The 16,018-nt window shown below is 62.6% G+C and carries 13 protein-coding genes; 9 read left to right on the top strand and 4 right to left on the bottom strand.

Annotated elements, in window-relative coordinates:
* Nucleotides 1-8 precede the first annotated feature (8 nt).
* Nucleotides 9-350 (top strand): Rieske 2Fe-2S domain-containing protein, encoded by a 342-nt coding sequence (locus tag JQ600_RS24450; protein WP_249136060.1) that lies wholly within the window; start codon nucleotides 9-11, stop codon nucleotides 348-350.
* On the opposite strand, the gene JQ600_RS24445 is transcribed toward JQ600_RS24450, so the two are convergent.
* Nucleotides 347-1,222 carry an alpha/beta hydrolase gene (locus JQ600_RS24445; protein ID WP_212386217.1) on the bottom strand — a complete coding sequence of 292 codons (876 nt, stop codon included), beginning with the start codon at nucleotides 1,220-1,222 and terminating at the stop codon, nucleotides 347-349. The genes JQ600_RS24450 and JQ600_RS24445 overlap by 4 nt on opposite strands.
* A gap of 738 nt (nucleotides 1,223-1,960) precedes the next feature.
* On the opposite strand from JQ600_RS24445, the gene JQ600_RS24440 reads away from it, so the two are divergent.
* Nucleotides 1,961-2,998, top strand: coding sequence for an aldo/keto reductase (locus JQ600_RS24440; RefSeq protein WP_249136068.1), 1,038 nt, complete (start codon nucleotides 1,961-1,963; stop codon nucleotides 2,996-2,998).
* On the top strand, nucleotides 2,998-3,852 hold the full coding sequence (locus JQ600_RS24435) for an amidohydrolase (protein WP_249136059.1): 855 nt from the start codon (nucleotides 2,998-3,000) through the stop codon (nucleotides 3,850-3,852). The genes JQ600_RS24440 and JQ600_RS24435 overlap by 1 nt, the downstream gene beginning before the upstream one ends.
* A gap of 18 nt (nucleotides 3,853-3,870) precedes the next feature.
* On the opposite strand, the gene JQ600_RS24430 is transcribed toward JQ600_RS24435, so the two are convergent.
* The 3 genes from JQ600_RS24430 to JQ600_RS24420 all read right to left on the bottom strand — a co-directional run bounded on the left by JQ600_RS24430 (nucleotide 3,871) and on the right by JQ600_RS24420 (nucleotide 7,549).
* Nucleotides 3,871-5,472 carry an FGGY-family carbohydrate kinase gene (locus JQ600_RS24430; RefSeq protein ID WP_212386159.1) on the bottom strand — a complete coding sequence of 534 codons (1,602 nt, stop codon included), beginning with the start codon at nucleotides 5,470-5,472 and terminating at the stop codon, nucleotides 3,871-3,873.
* On the bottom strand, nucleotides 5,469-6,446 hold the full coding sequence (locus JQ600_RS24425; protein WP_312010879.1) for a sugar-binding transcriptional regulator: 978 nt from the start codon (nucleotides 6,444-6,446) through the stop codon (nucleotides 5,469-5,471). Before JQ600_RS24425 ends, JQ600_RS24430 begins: the two co-directional genes overlap by 4 nt.
* An 80-nt stretch (nucleotides 6,447-6,526) precedes the next feature.
* Nucleotides 6,527-7,549: a zinc-binding dehydrogenase gene (locus tag JQ600_RS24420; RefSeq protein WP_212386158.1), complete on the bottom strand. Its 1,023-nt coding sequence runs from the start codon at nucleotides 7,547-7,549 to the stop codon at nucleotides 6,527-6,529.
* Nucleotides 7,550-8,529: 980 nt separating this feature from the next.
* On the opposite strand from JQ600_RS24420, the gene JQ600_RS24415 reads away from it, so the two are divergent.
* The 6 genes from JQ600_RS24415 to JQ600_RS24390 all read left to right on the top strand — a co-directional run bounded on the left by JQ600_RS24415 (nucleotide 8,530) and on the right by JQ600_RS24390 (nucleotide 16,006).
* Complete coding sequence (locus tag JQ600_RS24415; RefSeq protein ID WP_249136058.1) at nucleotides 8,530-9,495, top strand: AraC family transcriptional regulator; 966 nt, start codon at nucleotides 8,530-8,532, stop codon at nucleotides 9,493-9,495.
* Nucleotides 9,496-9,943: 448 nt separating this feature from the next.
* A complete protein-coding gene (locus JQ600_RS24410; protein WP_212386157.1) occupies nucleotides 9,944-10,756 on the top strand; it encodes a triacylglycerol lipase in 813 nt (270 codons plus the stop codon).
* 62 nt (nucleotides 10,757-10,818) lie between these two features.
* Nucleotides 10,819-11,244, top strand: a complete 426-nt coding sequence (locus tag JQ600_RS24405; protein ID WP_212386156.1) for a phasin family protein — start codon at nucleotides 10,819-10,821, stop codon at nucleotides 11,242-11,244.
* Between the two features lie 116 nt (nucleotides 11,245-11,360).
* Entirely contained in the window at nucleotides 11,361-13,082 is a 1,722-nt protein-coding gene (locus JQ600_RS24400; protein WP_212490124.1) for a long-chain fatty acid--CoA ligase, read from the top strand.
* Nucleotides 13,083-13,137: 55 nt separating this feature from the next.
* On the top strand, nucleotides 13,138-14,604 hold the full coding sequence (locus tag JQ600_RS24395) for a wax ester/triacylglycerol synthase family O-acyltransferase (RefSeq protein WP_212269157.1): 1,467 nt from the start codon (nucleotides 13,138-13,140) through the stop codon (nucleotides 14,602-14,604).
* Entirely contained in the window at nucleotides 14,582-16,006 is a 1,425-nt protein-coding gene (locus tag JQ600_RS24390; protein WP_249136067.1) for an MFS transporter, read from the top strand. Before JQ600_RS24395 ends, JQ600_RS24390 begins: the two co-directional genes overlap by 23 nt.
* Nucleotides 16,007-16,018 lie beyond the last annotated feature (12 nt).

The raw sequence follows: 16,018 nt of genomic DNA, 5'->3' as shown, positions 1-16,018 counted from the left end.
CGACGGCCTTGTCAGGCGACGAAAAATGGATGCCGGTCTGCGGCCTCAGCCGGTTGATTTCACAAACGATCGTCTGTGCCCGTGTGACCGGCGTCGATCTGATCCTGGTCTGGAACGAAGGTCGCGCGGTGGCCTGCGAACGAATGTGCCCGCACGAACAGGCCGACCTCAGTCTCGGGCGCCTGTCCGGAGGACGCTTGTGCTGCCCCCGTCATGCGGCCTCGTTCGATCTGCGCAATGGCCAGATTTCCTACGGCTGGTCGAGCCGGCCATTGCGGATCTACCCTGTCCGGATCGGAGACGATCAGGTCTGGATCGACGCCGGGGCGATCAGATCGCCGGCAACCTAACCGACGAGCTTTCGGGCGATATCCACAAGCGCGCCGTCAGGACGACGCAGCTCGCCGAGGATGCTGAAATGGTTTGCACCTTCGATCGGGACCAGCCTGCCTGGCGCGCCTGCGGCCACGCGTGCTTCGTGAAGCTGGATTGAATCGAAAACCAGCGCCGGCAGTTCGGCCGAACCGTAGGCGATATCGAGCCGTTTGTGGACAGCGGGCAGGCGAAGCGGCGACAATTGTGCCACTTCCAGGTCGGTCAGCTTCAGCGCGTTGTTCAGACCGGTATCGCGGATTGGCGCAAGATCGTACACGCCCGAAATCGCCAATCCCGCGGCGACGCGCGGGTGATCGAGCGCCATGGCGACGAGGTGGGCGCCGGCCGACCAGCCCGAGAGGATAACGGGACCGGAGATGCCGTATGCCGCTCCGTTTTGCGCCAGCCAATCGAGGGAGTGGGATATCTCCGCCACGATCTGGGTCAACGATGCGTCGGGCGCCAGCGAGTAGCCGGGGATGGCAACCGACCAGCCATGCGCCGCGACGCCTTCGACGAGCATGGCAAATACGTCGCGTGCGTTGCGCTGCCAGTAGCCGCCGTGCAGGAACACCAGGCAGGGGGCTGTCCCGTCGGTCGCCGGATAGAGATCGATCTTCGTCCTTTCGCGGTCGCCATAGGGCACATCCAGAACCGATTTGCGGCTGGCGCGCAGCGCTTCGGAAGCCTGGTTTCGCTCAGCGATCAGCGCCGCGCTGTTCTTTACCGCTGCATTGTTGTCATAGGCAGCGTCGCGCTCGGCTTGCGAAAGCGCGGCCCAGTTCAACCGGGGATATGAAGACCTGTCGTTCGTCACTCTCGTATCATTCACACAAATTGTTCCCATTGCCGACGCTTTCTCCCCGGTCAGTATATTCGCGCGGCCGGTCCCAGCAACCGAACTTGCCAAGCTCGCTGATTACGATCGTGCAGATAATCCAACCGACTGCTCTACGTCCCCCCCAAAATGACGCGCGGATTACGGGTCCCGTGCACCGAGAGGTCAACCGGGTACGAACGTGCGCAATTTGGTCTATTTTGGGCGCGCACGTCCGCTGTTCATCTCCATTGAGAAAGCAAGATAAGCTACTGAAATGGCGAGGCTATCGCTTTCCGTCGCCCCCATGATGGATTGGAGCGGGAGTTTAATCTCCTCGAGTGGTTAGAAGGCGACGTGTGCACGATGCCTGCACCGGGAGATCAAAGAAAATCCAGCGACAACCAGCGTCAGCAGCCTTGCATTTCGATGTGTCGTCGGGTGCGTGTTCCCCGCTGCCGGTCCGGCACACCAAGAGACATTGCGATCGCGCCGCACGGGTCCACGTCGAATCCGGCCTGTCGGTCAGCCGGTACCGCTTTCGTGCACGGCCGAACATCGGATGCGATTGCCGCTTGGTACGGTCGGATTGACTTCCGCTCCAGGTTTTTCGCTGGCAAAATCAACATCCAGCCAGGGCGGTCCCATTGAACGGCGGCCGCGGCTGGCAATATCGCGAGGGTTCACAGCCAGCGGACTTCTCCAATGGCAAGCAAGGTAAGGGCGCATCGCCGCGACTGGGCGATGGGCCGAAGAGAACCGGTCAATATGAAACCAGTATTTGCGGTGCCGCGCCGTGCTCTTGGTGGGACGCGGCTTCAGGTTTCGGTTCTGGGATTCGGAACCGCGCCGCTTGGTGATCTCTATGTGCAACTGGATGACGGCACGGCCATTGATACCGTGAAACGTGCATTCGAGCTGGGCATCAATCTCCTCGATACTTCTCCGCTCTATGGCAACGGCCTTGCCGAACATCGTTGCGGCGCCGCAATCAGGCGCGTGCCGCGCCAGGACATCGTCGTTTGCACCAAAGTCGGTCGCTGGACGGATCCGTTTCGCGGTCGAGGCGACCGTTCCGGTTTTGTAGGAGGGTTGCCGCACCAGGCAGTGGTTGATTATTCCTATGACGGCACGATGCGTTCGGTGGAACAGTCGCTGTTGCGGCTAGGGGTCGACCGGCTGGACCTGTTGCTGATCCATGACGTCGACGTTTGGACTCATGGCGTCGACGCGATCGACGAGCGGTTTCGCGAGGCCATGACTGGCGCGTACGTGGCGCTGGACCGGCTTCGCGCAGAGGGCGTTGTTGCGGGCATCGGGATCGGCGTGAACGAGGCCGAGATGTGCGTGCGTTTCGCGCAAGCCGGTTCATTCGATACCATGCTGCTCGCGGGGCGCTATTCCCTGCTGGAGCAGCCGGCGCTGACGGAGTTTCTGCCGCTTGCGCAACAACAGGGGATCGGTGTGTTGCTCGGCGGCGTATTCAATTCAGGTATTCTGGCAACCGGCGCGGTGAGCGGTGCCAAATACAATTACAGGGATGCGCCACCTGAGATCCTGGCAAGGGTAGCTCGGATCGAAAGCATCTGTGATGCGCATGGCGTTGCCCTGCCAACCGCGGCGTTGCATTTTGCCCTGGGCCATCCGGCGGTGGCGAGCGTTGTGCTGGGGGGCCAGAGTCCGCAGGAGGTCGAACGCAACGTAGCCGCGCTGTCCTGCGACGTGCCAGCGGTGCTTTGGGCCGATCTGAAGGCCGAGCGCCTGCTGGCTGCGGAAGCGCCCGTTCCGCTGCCGGTAGCCGGCTGATGCGAATCGATGCGCATCATCATCTGTGGTCTCTCGCGCGTGGCGATTATGGTTGGCTAACTCCCGCGCTCGCGACGATCCATCGCGACTTTTCCCTTTCAGATCTGGCGCCGCACCTGGCTGCCGCGAACATCAGGGGGACGATCCTGGTGCAGGCGGCACCGACCGAGGCGGAGACCATGTTTCTTCTCGACATCGCGGCGAAGGCACAGGTGGTGCGGGGTGTGGTCGGCTGGACGGACTTCGACGTAGCCGACGACGGGGCGCGCATCGATGCGCTCGCCATGCACAAACTCTTGGTTGGGTTGCGGCCGATGGTGCAGGACATGCCCGATGACGATTGGCTGCTCCGCCCTGGCTTGGCGCCGCTATTGGCAGCGATGGCCCGAAACAACCTGGCGTTCGACGCGCTGGTGCTGCCGCGCCATTTGCCGCGACTGCTGCGGCTGGTCGATGATCATCCCTATCTGCAGTTCGTCCTTGACCATTGCGCCAAGCCCCGGCTTGCGACCGGCGAGACAGCAGATTGGTATCGCGATGTCGCGCTGCTCGCCGAACGCCCCAACATCGTCTGCAAGCTATCGGGATTGGTGACAGAGGCCGCACCGGATTGGCAGATTACGGATCTGCGGAAAGCGGTGGATCATGTCGTTTCGTGTTTCGGACCGCATCGCCTGCTATGGGGAAGCGACTGGCCGGTGGTCAATCTGGCGGGCGGTTATGAAAAATGGATTGCCGCCGCCGAAACCCTGCTCGCCGGTCTGTCACCGGATGAAAAGGCGGCTATCTTCGGCGGTAACGCGGCTCGCATCTATCTCTCAAGCCGGGGACGGAATGTTGAAGCCAGTTGCTGACGAGAAAAGACATCGCGTTCAGAATGCACCTGCGGACGCGGAGGGGCGGCCGGCCGGTCGCCGACCTTCAGCCTCGATTTCGTTGCGGACGGCGAACAGCTTGAGATAAGTCGAATAGGCGGCGTCGTTCGCCGCCGCCCATATCGGGTCGGCCTTGTGGATCGTCTGCTCCGGCGCCATCGCGTCGAGCGCCGCAAACAGATCCGGGTAAAGCCCGGCTGCGACGGCGGCGACCATCGCGGTGCCGAGCAGCACCGGTTCGGGCGAGTGGGAGATGACGAGGTCTGCGCCAAGCGCATCGCGATAAAGGCGCACCATCAGCGGATTCCTGGTGTGTCCGCCGGCGAGACAGGCGCGGCCGATCGCATAGCCACGCGTGTTGAATTGCTCAAGGATATGACGGCTTTGCAGCGCGAGCGCGCGGGCCGTCGCGTAGTAATGTTCGAGGAAGGAGCGTGGGCTCGTCTCCAGGCCAATGCCGCTGACGAGCGCGCGCACCGCACCGTCGCCATGGGGCGCGCGGTTGCCGAGCCAGTCGGGGACGATATGCCGCCGCGCGCCGAAGGCGGGGCCTTCGAGATCGAGCAGCGCGAGAATATCGCGCGCGGTTTCCGCGTGCCGCGCCGCCGACGCCTTGCCGGGGGTGGCGGGATGCTGGTCCAGCACGGCGTCGAGCGCCGCGCCCGAAATGCTCATCCCGGCCTCGTGCATCCAGTAGCCGGGAAATACCGCGTCCTTGAAGGGACCCCAGACCCCGGAGATGTGCCGCTTATCCTCCGCCCAGCACATGTAGCTGCTTGAGGTGCCGCCGATCAGCGCCAGCGTGCGGTTCATCTTGTCGCGAAATCCGTGGCCCACGACGCCGAGAGCGCCTGCTTCCGCGTCGATCAATCCGATCGCGACCGGCGCTCCCGGCGCGATGCCGAGCGCCTTCGCCGCATCCGCGGAGACCGTTCCGTGAACCTGGCCGACCAGGCCCGGCGGCTCGGCGAGCTTGCCGCGTCGCAGGAGATCGGAGAGACCAAGCGTAGCGAGCAGGTCGCGGCGCCACGGATCAGGGTCGGCAGGCAGGTAGGGAAACTTGCAGGCAAGCCCGCAGACGGAGTGCCGATCGATGCCGGTCATGCGGCGAGCGACTTCGTCCGAGAGGTCGCGCACGGCGGTGACGCGCGCCCACGCCTCCGGCGTGTGCCGCTTTACCCAGAGAATCTTGGGCAGATACATCTCCGGCGAGACCGTGCCGCCGACATGATCCAGATAATGGTCGCCGGATGCTCCAATCTCCGCTGCCTCGCGCTCGCCGCGATGGTCCATCCAGCAGACCACGTCCGCATCGCCTTGCAGCGGCGGCTCGCCGTTCGCCTCGAAATAGGTCGAGGATGTCGCGTCGACGGCGACGCCCGCGATCGCAGCCGCCGCACCCGGCGCATCGGCAATGGCGGCGCGGATGGCGGCACATACCGCGGCCCAGATTTCGTCCATCCGATAAACAGCGTGGTTTTCCGCGGGCCGCAGCAGTTCGAACGGATGACTGCGCGCGGTCACCAGCCGGCCCGACGCGTCGAACAGCCCGGCGCGCGCCGACAACGTACCGACATCGATGGCGAGCAGCAGGCTCATTGCAGCAGCGCCGCTGCCGCAGATTCGTCCGTGACGAGGCAGCGTACATAGCGCGCGTTCAGAATGCCGCGGATCACCGGTGCCTTGGGTAGCCCGCCCGAGGCCAGGATGGAGATCGGATACGCCTTCAGCTCCTGCGGGCTCAGCGCCATGACTCGGGAATTGAGAGGGTGGTGGACCGGGCGGCCGTATTCGTCGAGATACGTTCCGAGCAGGTCGCCGACCGCGCCCGCCTTGCGCAGTCCGTCCAGCGCTTCATTCACGATATGGGTCGCCGCGAGCAGCGAGCGTGGTGTCAGGTCACCGCAGGATACCAGCGCGATCTGGCCTTCGCGAGCCCGGCGCATCACGTCCGCAAGTCCGTAATGCGTCAGGAGCGTGGAACGGCTCTCGACCGACGGGCAATAGATCGGTGCCGCGACGTAGTAGCATTCGGCGCCGATCAGGCGCGCAAACTCGGTCGCGACCTCGAACGTGTTGGTGCCGGCGCCGCGCGTCATGCCGCCCATCAGCGAAGTCACCCAGCTGCGGGCGAATCGTCGCTGCTTGAGTGTGCGCGCGGCGGCTCTGAGCGTGCGGCCCCAGCCGACGCCGAGGCCGATGCCATCCTTCAGCAGGGGATGAAGCATCGTGCTCGCGGCTTCGCCGATCACCTGTTGCAGCGCATCGGGATCGGGCAGGCTAGGAACCACGGAAACATCGTCGAGCGCGAAGCGCGCCTTCAGCTTCTCTTCCAGCGCAACGCAGTTGGCGAGCGGCAGCTTGATCTCGACGCTGACGAGCCCATCCTGCCGTGCCTGCCCGAGCAGCTTGTTGACCTTGAGCCGCGTCAGCCCGAGGCGATCGGCAATCTCCTGCTGCGTCATCGCGCCGACATAGTAATACCAGCAGGCTCGAGCCTGGATTTGCGCTTCGGCCAGGTCCTCGGCGTTGATGCGCATTGTCGTCGTTTCGCTGTCGGGTGTGTCGCTCACGGCCTCACCTCACGCATACGCCGGCTTCATCGTGATGCTCCCATTTGTTAGTGGCGGCCAGGTGTCATTCCGGCGTCGGTTCAACTCCCCTTCAGATCGACGAGGACCTTGACGTAGCCGGGCGCATTCTCGGCAAGTGCCGTGAACACGCCGGGCGCTTCCTCCAGCGCGACGCGGTGGGTGACGATCGAGCGTACGTCGATCTTCCCCGCTGCGAGGAACTCAATGGCGCGCGGATAGACGTCGCCCATCCGCCGCGCGAACTTGATGTTCAGGCCGCGGCGGCGGGCGTCCGCGGCGGGCAAGGTGTAAATGTCGCCGTCGGGAATGCCGACAAGCACGATCCGCCCGCCGATGCGCGTCGCGGTTACGGCGTCGCGGAAGCCGAACGGCGAATTTGTCGCTTCCAGCACAAGGGGGCAGCCGCCCTTGGACCATTCGGCAATGTCGGCGGCGCTTTCACCGACGCGATCGGCGCCGATCTTTTCGGCCATTGCGCGGCGATGCGGCAGCGGATCGCAGGCGAGAACCTCACCGGCGCCGGCAGCTTTCAACACCTGGACGATGAGCAGGCCGATCGGGCCGCAGCCCAGCACGGCCACGCGTTCGAGCATGCGCGGCTTGGCGAGCCCGACGGCGTGAATGGCGACGCCGAGCGGCTCCAGCATGACGGCGTCCAGCGCGTCGAAGCCATTCGGCAACGCGACGAGCTGCGACCTTGGTGCCCAGATGCGCTCCGTCATCGCGCCGTCGAAGGGAGGAGCTCCAATGAACTCAACGTTGGGGCAGAGGTTGGGATGGCCCTCATGGCACCATTCGCACCGACCGCATGCCTTGTTTGGATCGACGGCAACGAGCTGGCCGCGCGTGAGACCGAGTTCCTCGACGTCCTGACAGAGATAGCCGCCGAACTCATGCCCGGGGACAAAGGGTTCGTTGATAAGCGTGCTGCCGATACCGCCGTCCTTGAAATAATGCAGATCGCTGCCGCAGACGCCGACCGAGGCGACATCCATCAGGACTTCGTCCTCGCGGCCCTCGCGCAGATTGAACTGCGCTACCCGCGCTTTTTTGGCGCCGTCGATGAAGAGAGCTCGGCTCATCAACCCTGCACCCGGCTTGTACCGGGTCCCCTTGTGGGACATTCCTATTGTGCTCTCTTACATTCGTATTCTATGAGATGCAACATATGAAAAATGCAAAGAACATTTGTATTTTGACAGAAGTCCAGTTTCTACGAATTATAAAAATATAGTTATCTCAATCTCTTAGGAAGAGGTTTGGTGCTGCGATCCACCCGCAGACCTGAAGTAATGGTGCAGGTGTCCGTCGCGCGGTCGGTCTCGGGCTGCGCTTCCTCGGCCATCTGATCTACGAGCCCACCCGTGCGGCGTTGCTGCACGGTGCGGGGTCGCCAGCTCATCCGATCACCCGGAGCGATATCATCGACAAACTCATGGTGGGATCTCCCGTCGGCCGGAGGATAGCGACGCAACCGCAACGAGTTCGAAGAGGCTGCCTTGAGGTCCGATCAATCATCGAAGCGCGATGGTGAACCGGCAGCATGCGGACCTCGCCTCTGCCTTTACGGAAGCTGGAACCGCGGCGAACAAGCATCGCGATCCATGAAGACGACTTTCGGGGCTCGTTCCGAACCGAACTTGCGAAAGGGCGTAACCGAGCTCGGCTCCAGGCTCGCCGATTGCGATGCAAATAAGCCAGCCGATGCCTCTACGCCTCATTCAGAATGATGCGCGGGTTACGGGTCCTGCGCACCGGTCCCGAACTGCCGGCGCTAAAATGACTGAATGGCCTCAAATCCAAGATGGTCAAATAGAATCGGAAGACCGCCGGGTCGAGGAGAACACCGAGTTGAGGTGTCCGATCGGCGTTGTCTGTGCCGAGCGCGGTGGGTAGTGTGTCTTTCTGGCCGCTGGCAACAGGAGAGCGGCGCGGGTAGGGCACGGCTATGAGGGAAGGAGGCAAGTCGCAAAAACAGGACGGTGAATCATGCGGCCTGTCGCGGCAAGACTTCGTGCAGCGCATCTATTCACCGCATTCGATCGCCGCGATCGTTTCGGAGTTGAACGCGCAAGGTGTCGATGCGTCCGAAACACTGGACGGTACTGGACTCGATCGGTCCCAGCTGGAGGCACACACCACCCAGATTTCGTATCGGCAACTCGATACGGTGATTCGCAACGCCCTCCGCCTGTCGAAAGATTCTGCCATCGCGCTCCGCGCGGGTCAGCGCATGCACGTCACGACGTATGGAATGTACGGATACGCGCTGCTGAGCAGTCCCACCTACGCCGACGCCCGCGATTTCGCCAACCGCTACATCCGTGTGATCGGCCCGTTCTGCGATGCCAGCAATGCCTATGACGAGACGACCGTGCTGTGCACCGTCGAGCCGCGGCATTGGGTGGACCCCACCGAGGACGCCTATCGGTTTGCGGTGGAGTTCGCGCTGGCGGCACATTTGATGATCGCCCGGGATCTGGTCGGGCCATCATTCAGATACTCGCACGTCGCCGTCGTGTATGCGACGCCGCAGCATGTCGCCTTCTACGACGAACTGTTCGCATGTCCGGTTCTGTTCACGCAGCGAAGCAACGCCTATGGCTATGATTTGGCGACAGCTGATGGTCCGGTATCGCTCGCCGACCCGCGCAGTCACGCCATGGCGCGCGAGATGTGCGAGCAAATCCTGGCTGAGGTCAATCGCGGAGGCGGCGTCGCGGCGGACGTTCGGCGGATGCTGATCGAACTGCGCGGCCGATACCCCGGCATCGAAGTTGTTGCCGAGAAGCTCTCGATGCATCCGCGGGCGCTGCGCCGCAGGCTGGAGGTGGAAGGGACGGCTTACCGCGATATCCTGGCCGAGGTGCGGATGCATCTTGCCATCGAGTACCTTCGCAAGACGAAAATGACCAATGAGGAAATCGCCAATCGGCTGGGATACAGCGACGCCGCCAATTTCCGGCACGCGTTTCTGCGGTGGACGGGAAAGAGTCCGTCTGATTTCCGGCTTTCGCTTGGCATCTAGCTAGGCGGAACGAGATGAGGTGGAGCCGGGACGACGGACCATTTTCTTCTCGTGCCCCGGACGCCAGCAGCAGGGGTGCTGCAAGGCCGGGTTTTTCTACTTTGCATGGGGTTGTTTTCGCGATTTTGTGTCCGGGCTCGCGCTGCGTTCAGGACACCCGATCGTCAGGGCGTTTTCCAGCCAAGCATCATGCATGCAGCAGTCGCCGCGCGTTAAATGATTGCAGTGCAGCACGAATCCGGCAGAGCTTGGCATCGCGGGCTGTGTCCCAAACTCACCGGGCAAGCGGGTCATTTGCACCTTTCGAGGGTCGGAGGCGCTCGTTACCGTAACCTCAAATCAAGCTGCACGAGAGGTCTGATCCGAACCTGAGCGTTCCGATCCCGATCAAGCCAAAGACTTGATGTGAGCGCGCCATGAGCGCTGCATTCAAAGGGGAGGAATTGTGATGGATCGGGCGACCGAACCCGTCGGGCCGCCGTCGCGGCTGCTGCTGGCGCTCGAGATGCGCGGCATTTGGGAGTTGCAGGCGTTCTTCGCGACATATCCGTTGCTGCGGCAGGCGCCGCGTGGCGATGGCCATCCGGTGCTTGTGTTGCCCGGCCTGGCGGCAAGTGATGTCTCGACCCGACCGCTGCGAACACTTCTGAAAGACCTGGGCTACGCACCTCATGGCTGGAAGCAGGGCTCGAACCATGGTCCACATCCCGGCGTAGAACCCGGCATCGACGAGCGGCTCGCGGAACTGTTCGCGCGCTATCAGCGCAAGGTCAGCCTGATTGGTTGGAGCCTAGGCGGCGTCTTTGCGCGCGAGGCGGCGCGACGGACGCCATCGCTGGTACGCCAGGTGATCACGCTCGGCAGCCCCTTCGCCAACGAACCCAAAGCAAGCAACGCCTGGCAGCTCTATGAAACCCTCAGCGGGCGCCGGGCGGAAGACTGGCCCGGGCGCGAAGCCATGAAGCTGCCGCCTCCGGTGCCAAGCACCGCGATCTACAGCCGTAGCGATGGCATCGTCGCGTGGCAGGGCTGTCGTGAACAAGAGAGCGCGACAACCGAGAATATCGAGGTGGAAGGCAGTCATTGCGGGCTCGGGCACAACCCCGTCGCGCTCTATGCCATCGCGGACCGGCTCGCGATGCGGGAAGGCGAATTGTGGCCGTTCGACCGAAGCGGCCTGAAACGCCTGCTTTTTCCGGACCCGCGGCGGCATCACCAGGCTAGCGCGGGCGGCTCCGATGCCGGCCCGTTCGCCGCATAGGGTTGGCGGCCTCTGCCGCGACGTGATCACGGCCGGAGTTCAATCGAAGAGGAGGGTTTTTCATGGAAGCAGACAGCAAGCAGCCGGGCGGCGCGATGTGGTCCGACGATCTCAGGAAATTTGCCGAGAAATTCCAAACGCCCGGACTCGACATAGCGGCGCTGATCGAATGGCAGCGCAAGGACATGGAGACGCTGGTCGAGGCAAACCGGCAGGCTTATACAGGGGTTGCGGCGCTTGTCGAGCGGCGCAACGAGATCCTGCAAGAAACGCTCGCGCAATGGCAGGCTGCGATCAAGGATGCGAGCGGTGCGGACAGCCTGACCAAGCAGGCGGAAGCGGCCAAACTTGGCGTTGAAAAGGCCTTGGCGAATTTCAACGAACTGTCTGCGATGGAAGCGCAGTCGCGCAACAACGCCTGGAAGATCGTTCAGGACCGTTTGCAGGAAAATCTCGGCAACCTGCAGAAACTATTGCTGCCGAAGTAAGTCAGCGCCGGCCGTCCGGATGTTGCGGCTTGCGGCCAGTAAGGCTGCTGCGGCGGACGGATCATCCGATACGCCGACCTGGCGGAAGACGTGCGTTGTTCTGGGAGAAGCTCAAGATGAACGACATGCCCTGGATCAAATCCTACCCGGTGGGTGTGAGATGGGATGCCGAGATCGTTTCGATGCCGGTGCAGAACATTCTCGATGACACCATCGCGAAATGGCCGGATCGGCCCGCGATCGAGTTCATGGGCAAGCGTCTCAGCTATCGCGAGCTCGGCGACCAGGTGGATCGCGCGGCGCGGGGACTTCAGCAACTCGGCGTCCGGCCGGGCGTGCATGTCGGCCTGTTCCTGCATAACACGCCGCACTACGTCATCGCGTTCTTCGGCGTACTGAAGGCCGGCGGTACGGTGGTCAACTATTCGCCGCTCGATGCCGCCAAGGTTCTCGAGCACAAGATCGAGGATAGCCGGACGGATTTCCTGATCACGCTCGACCATGTCACGCTGTATCCGCAGATGGCGGGAATGCTCGGCAAGACAAGGCTGCAGAAGCTGATCGTCGGCAGTCTGGCCGAGATGACGGCGTCGCCGGACGTGCTCGCAGGCCAGATGAAGGCGGCCGGGCAGGTGAGCGATGTGACGTGGGACGACAGTCGCATTCGCTTTGCCGACCTGCTCGCCAATGACGGCGCGCCGGAACACCACCCGATGTCAGATCCGCGCGAAGTGATCGCCGTGCTGCAATATACCGGGGGCACGACCGGCCTGCCCAAGGGCGCCATGCTGACCCATGGCAATCTGTCGGCGGCCTGCCAGCAGTTCTGGGAGACGACGCGCGGCAATCCGCCGGTGCTCGTCGAAGGGCAGGAGCGGATGCTCGCCGTGCTGCCGCCCTTTCACATCTATGCGCTGACCGTGAACGTGCTGTTCGGCATCCTCGCCGGCGCCGAAATCATCCAGCATGTGCGCTTCGACCCTGAGGCCGCGCTGGCGGAAATTTCGCACAAGCAGATCAGCGTGTTCTGCGGCGTGCCGACAATGTTCACAGCGCTGATCAACCATCCGGAGACGCCAAATCACAGCCTTCGCTCGCTCAAATATTGCGGCTCGGGCGGGGCGCCGCTGCCACTCGAAGTGGCGCAACGGTTCGCAGATATCACCGGCTGCCATCTGACCGAAGGCTGGGGCATGACCGAAACCTCGCCGAGCGGCACCTTTACGCCGGCGCAATCGGGCGGCATGCGGAAGGCCGGGTCATGCGGGATGCCGGCGCCCGGCATCGTGATAAAGTTCCTAGGTCTCGATGGTACGGCGCAGTATGTCCCACTCGGCGAGCGCGGGGAAATCTGCGTCATGGGCGCCAACGTCATGAAGGGTTACTGGAACAATCCGCAGGCGACCGCCGATGTCACCACGTCCGATGGCTTCCTGCGCACCGGCGACGTCGGTTACATGGACCAGGACGGGTTCATATTCATCGTCGATCGCACCAATGACATGCTGCTGTGCAGCGGCTACAACGTCTATCCGCGCGTGCTCGAAGAGGCGATTTACATGCATCCCTCGGTCGAGGAAGTCGCGGTAATCGGCATCCATGACCATTACCGCGGCCAATCACCCAAGGCCTTCATCAAGCTGAAAGCCGGTGTGGCGGCGCCTTCGCTCGGTGAGCTTCAGGCGTTCCTGAAGGACAAGCTCGGCAAACACGAAATGGTGCAGGCGCTTGAAATTTGCCCCGAGTTGCCGAAGACCGCCGTGGGAAAGATTTCGAAGAAGGATTTGTATGACGAAGAGGAGCGCCGGCGCGTGAGACGCGTGGGAGCAGCAGAATGAAACGCTTCAGTGCCGGATGCGCACAATTTCTCGACACCGCAAAGGAGCGATGAGGATGGATCAACTCAGCGGCATGGATGCCTCCTTCCTGCATCTCGAAACGCCGGAGACGCCGATGCATGTCGGCAGCCTGATGCTGTTCGAGCTTCCCGACGGATATCAGGGCGACTACTACGAAGAAGTGAAGGCCATGCTTGGCAAGCGCCTGCATCTGGCTTCCGTACTTTGCCGCAAACTGGCGCAGATGCCTTTCGAACTCGCCGAACCGGTATGGATCGAGGACGATGATATCGACCTCGACTATCATGTGCGCAGCGTTACGCTGCGCCGCCCCGGCACGATGGCGCAGCTTGAGCAGTTGATCGCGAGGCTGCATTCCACACTGCTCGACCGCAGCCGGCCGTTGTGGGAGATGTACGTCATCGAGGGTCTCGAGAACGGACAGGTCGCATTCTACTCCAAGGCCCACCACAGCGGCGTCGACGGCAAGGCCGGGGTCGAGCTTGCAAAGGTGCTCTATGATGTCTCGCCGCAGATGCGCGAGGTGCCGCCGCCACGCCGCAAGCGCGGCGGCGTCTCCTACCAGCTTGGCGTCACCGAACTGCTGCAAGCGGCGGTTGCCAATTCGGCCGAACAGTATCGCAAGCTGGCGGATCTGCTGCCAACCGCTGCCAAGGCGCTAACCGCGGCGGCAACCGTGGTCGCCAACCAGCGCACGACCGGCGGCGAGCGCTCGCTGAATCTTGGCCTTGCACCAAGGACGATCTTCAACGATTCGATCACCAACCAGCGCTCCTACACGACGCTGTCGTTGCCGCTGGCGGACATCAAGCAACTCGGCAAGCGAGTCGGCGGCACCGTCAACACCATCGTCATGGCCGTGTGCAGCGTCGCGCTGGATCGCTTCCTCAAGGAGCGCGATCTGCTTCCAAAGGAAACGCTCATCGCGGTGGTTCCCGTGAGCCTTCGCACGGAAGGCGACAGCGCGATGAACAACCAAGTGTCGATCGTCCGCGTCGACCTGGCAACCGACATCAAGGATATTCCGGCGCGCTTCAAGGCGATCCATGCCTCGTCCGAGGCCGCGAAAGCGGTGGTGCGCGAGCTCAAACCGGTCCTCGGGGTCAACGTGCCGATCACGGGCTCGCCATGGCTGATGACCGGGCTCGCCTCGTTGCTCGGCCGCTCCAACTTCGCGAGTCGCGCGCCTGCCGCCGGCAATGTCCTCATCTCCAATGTCCCGGGCCCGCCGACGCCGCTCTACATGGCCGGAGCGCGGATGGTGCATTACCACCCGGTGTCGATCCCGTACCATGGCAGCGCGCTGAACATCACGGTGCAAAGCTACGCCGGCCTGCTGGAGTTTGGCCTCACTGCCTGTCGCCGCGTGTTGTCGCAGGAAGAGTCCTACGAGCTGGTGGAGCACCTGCGTGCGGCGCTGCGCGAAATTGAGGCGCTGCCTCCGGTCGAGCAGGCTCCTGGAGGTGCATCAGGTGCCGATGCATCCCGGCGATCCGCATGATAGGCTGACTGACATAAAGATAAGCAATCCTTGGGAGGGAACCATCATGCATCCGACTGGCGCGCAGACGTCTTCGCCGCAATCGCTGGCGTTGGAGAGCGGGGAACTCAAGGCGGTTTTCTCGAAGGTTAGCTGGCGCCTCATCCCGCTGCTGCTGATCGCTTACATGATCGCCTATCTCGATCGCATCAATATCGGCTATGCGCAGCTGCAAATGAAGCAAACTCTGCCGTTCGATGATGCCGTCTACGGCCTGGGCGCGGGGATATTTTTTATCGGATACTTTTTGTTTGAAGTGCCGAGCAACCTTCTGCTGGAGAAAATCGGTGCGCGCAAGACGCTGTTGCGTATCATGGTGCTCTGGGGTCTGACCGCATCGGCCATGATGTTCGTGTCCACGCCACTGCAGTTCTACGTGTTGCGATTCCTGCTCGGTGTCTTCGAGGCAGGTTTTTTCCCAGGTGTCATTCTGTATTTCACCTATTGGTATCCATCGGTGCGGCGCGGCCAGGTCATCGCGATCTTTATGTCCGCCACCACGATCATTTCCGTGCTTGCCGGACCGCTTTGCGGCGCTACCTTGAAATATTTCGACGGGGTCAGCGGGCTTTACGGTTGGCAATGGCTGTTCCTGGTGCAGGGATTGCCGGCGGTCATTCTTGGGTTCCTGGTGTATTTCCTTCTGGAGGACAAGCCCGCGAATGCTGCCTGGCTCTCGAAGGACGAGAAGAAGCTGCTCGAAGACAGCCTTGCGCATAGCGTGAAGGCTGTCGGAAGCGAGCCTGCCGGCACGTTCGGCGGCTTGCTGCGGGATCCGAAAGTGTATGCCCTGTCGCTCGTTTATCTGCTCCTGCTGGGTGCTACCTATACGATGGTGTTCTGGCTGCCGACCTTGATTCAGAGTTGGGGGATCAAGGATCTGTTGCTCGTCGGGATCTACGCGGCGATCCCTAACGCGGTCGGTGTCATCGGCATGATCCTGATCGGCCGGCATTCCGACAAGTGGCGCGAGCGGCGCTGGCATTTTGCAGCATGTGTGGTGATTGCTGCGATCGGCCTCTTCGCGACGACGCTGCTGCAGGGCAACCTGGTCGGATCGCTCCTGGCGCTGTCGTTCGCCGTGATCGGAATAGCGTCGGCTACGCCGCTGTTCTTTGCGTTGATCAGCGAATACCTCTCGGTCGGAGCTGCCGCCGGTGGCCTCGCGCTCATCAGCAGCCTCGGCAACCTCGGTCCGGCGATAAGTCCGACGATCAACGGGCTCATTGTCAGGAGCACAGGTGACAATACTTACAGCATGTATTTCGTGATTGCGCTCTATCTTCTGTCCGGGCTGCTCCTGCTCCTGACGATCCGGCCGACTTCAACCGCGGGTGTGGCAGCGCCGGCGGCTGCACACTGACGGAACCTGACA

It is taken from the genome of Bradyrhizobium sp. AUGA SZCCT0176 (assembly GCF_018130145.1).
Taxonomy (GTDB): Bacteria; Pseudomonadota; Alphaproteobacteria; order Rhizobiales; family Xanthobacteraceae; genus Bradyrhizobium.
The sequence above is the reverse complement of the archived record's forward strand: the minus strand, read 5'-3'. Positions and strand labels throughout refer to the sequence as shown.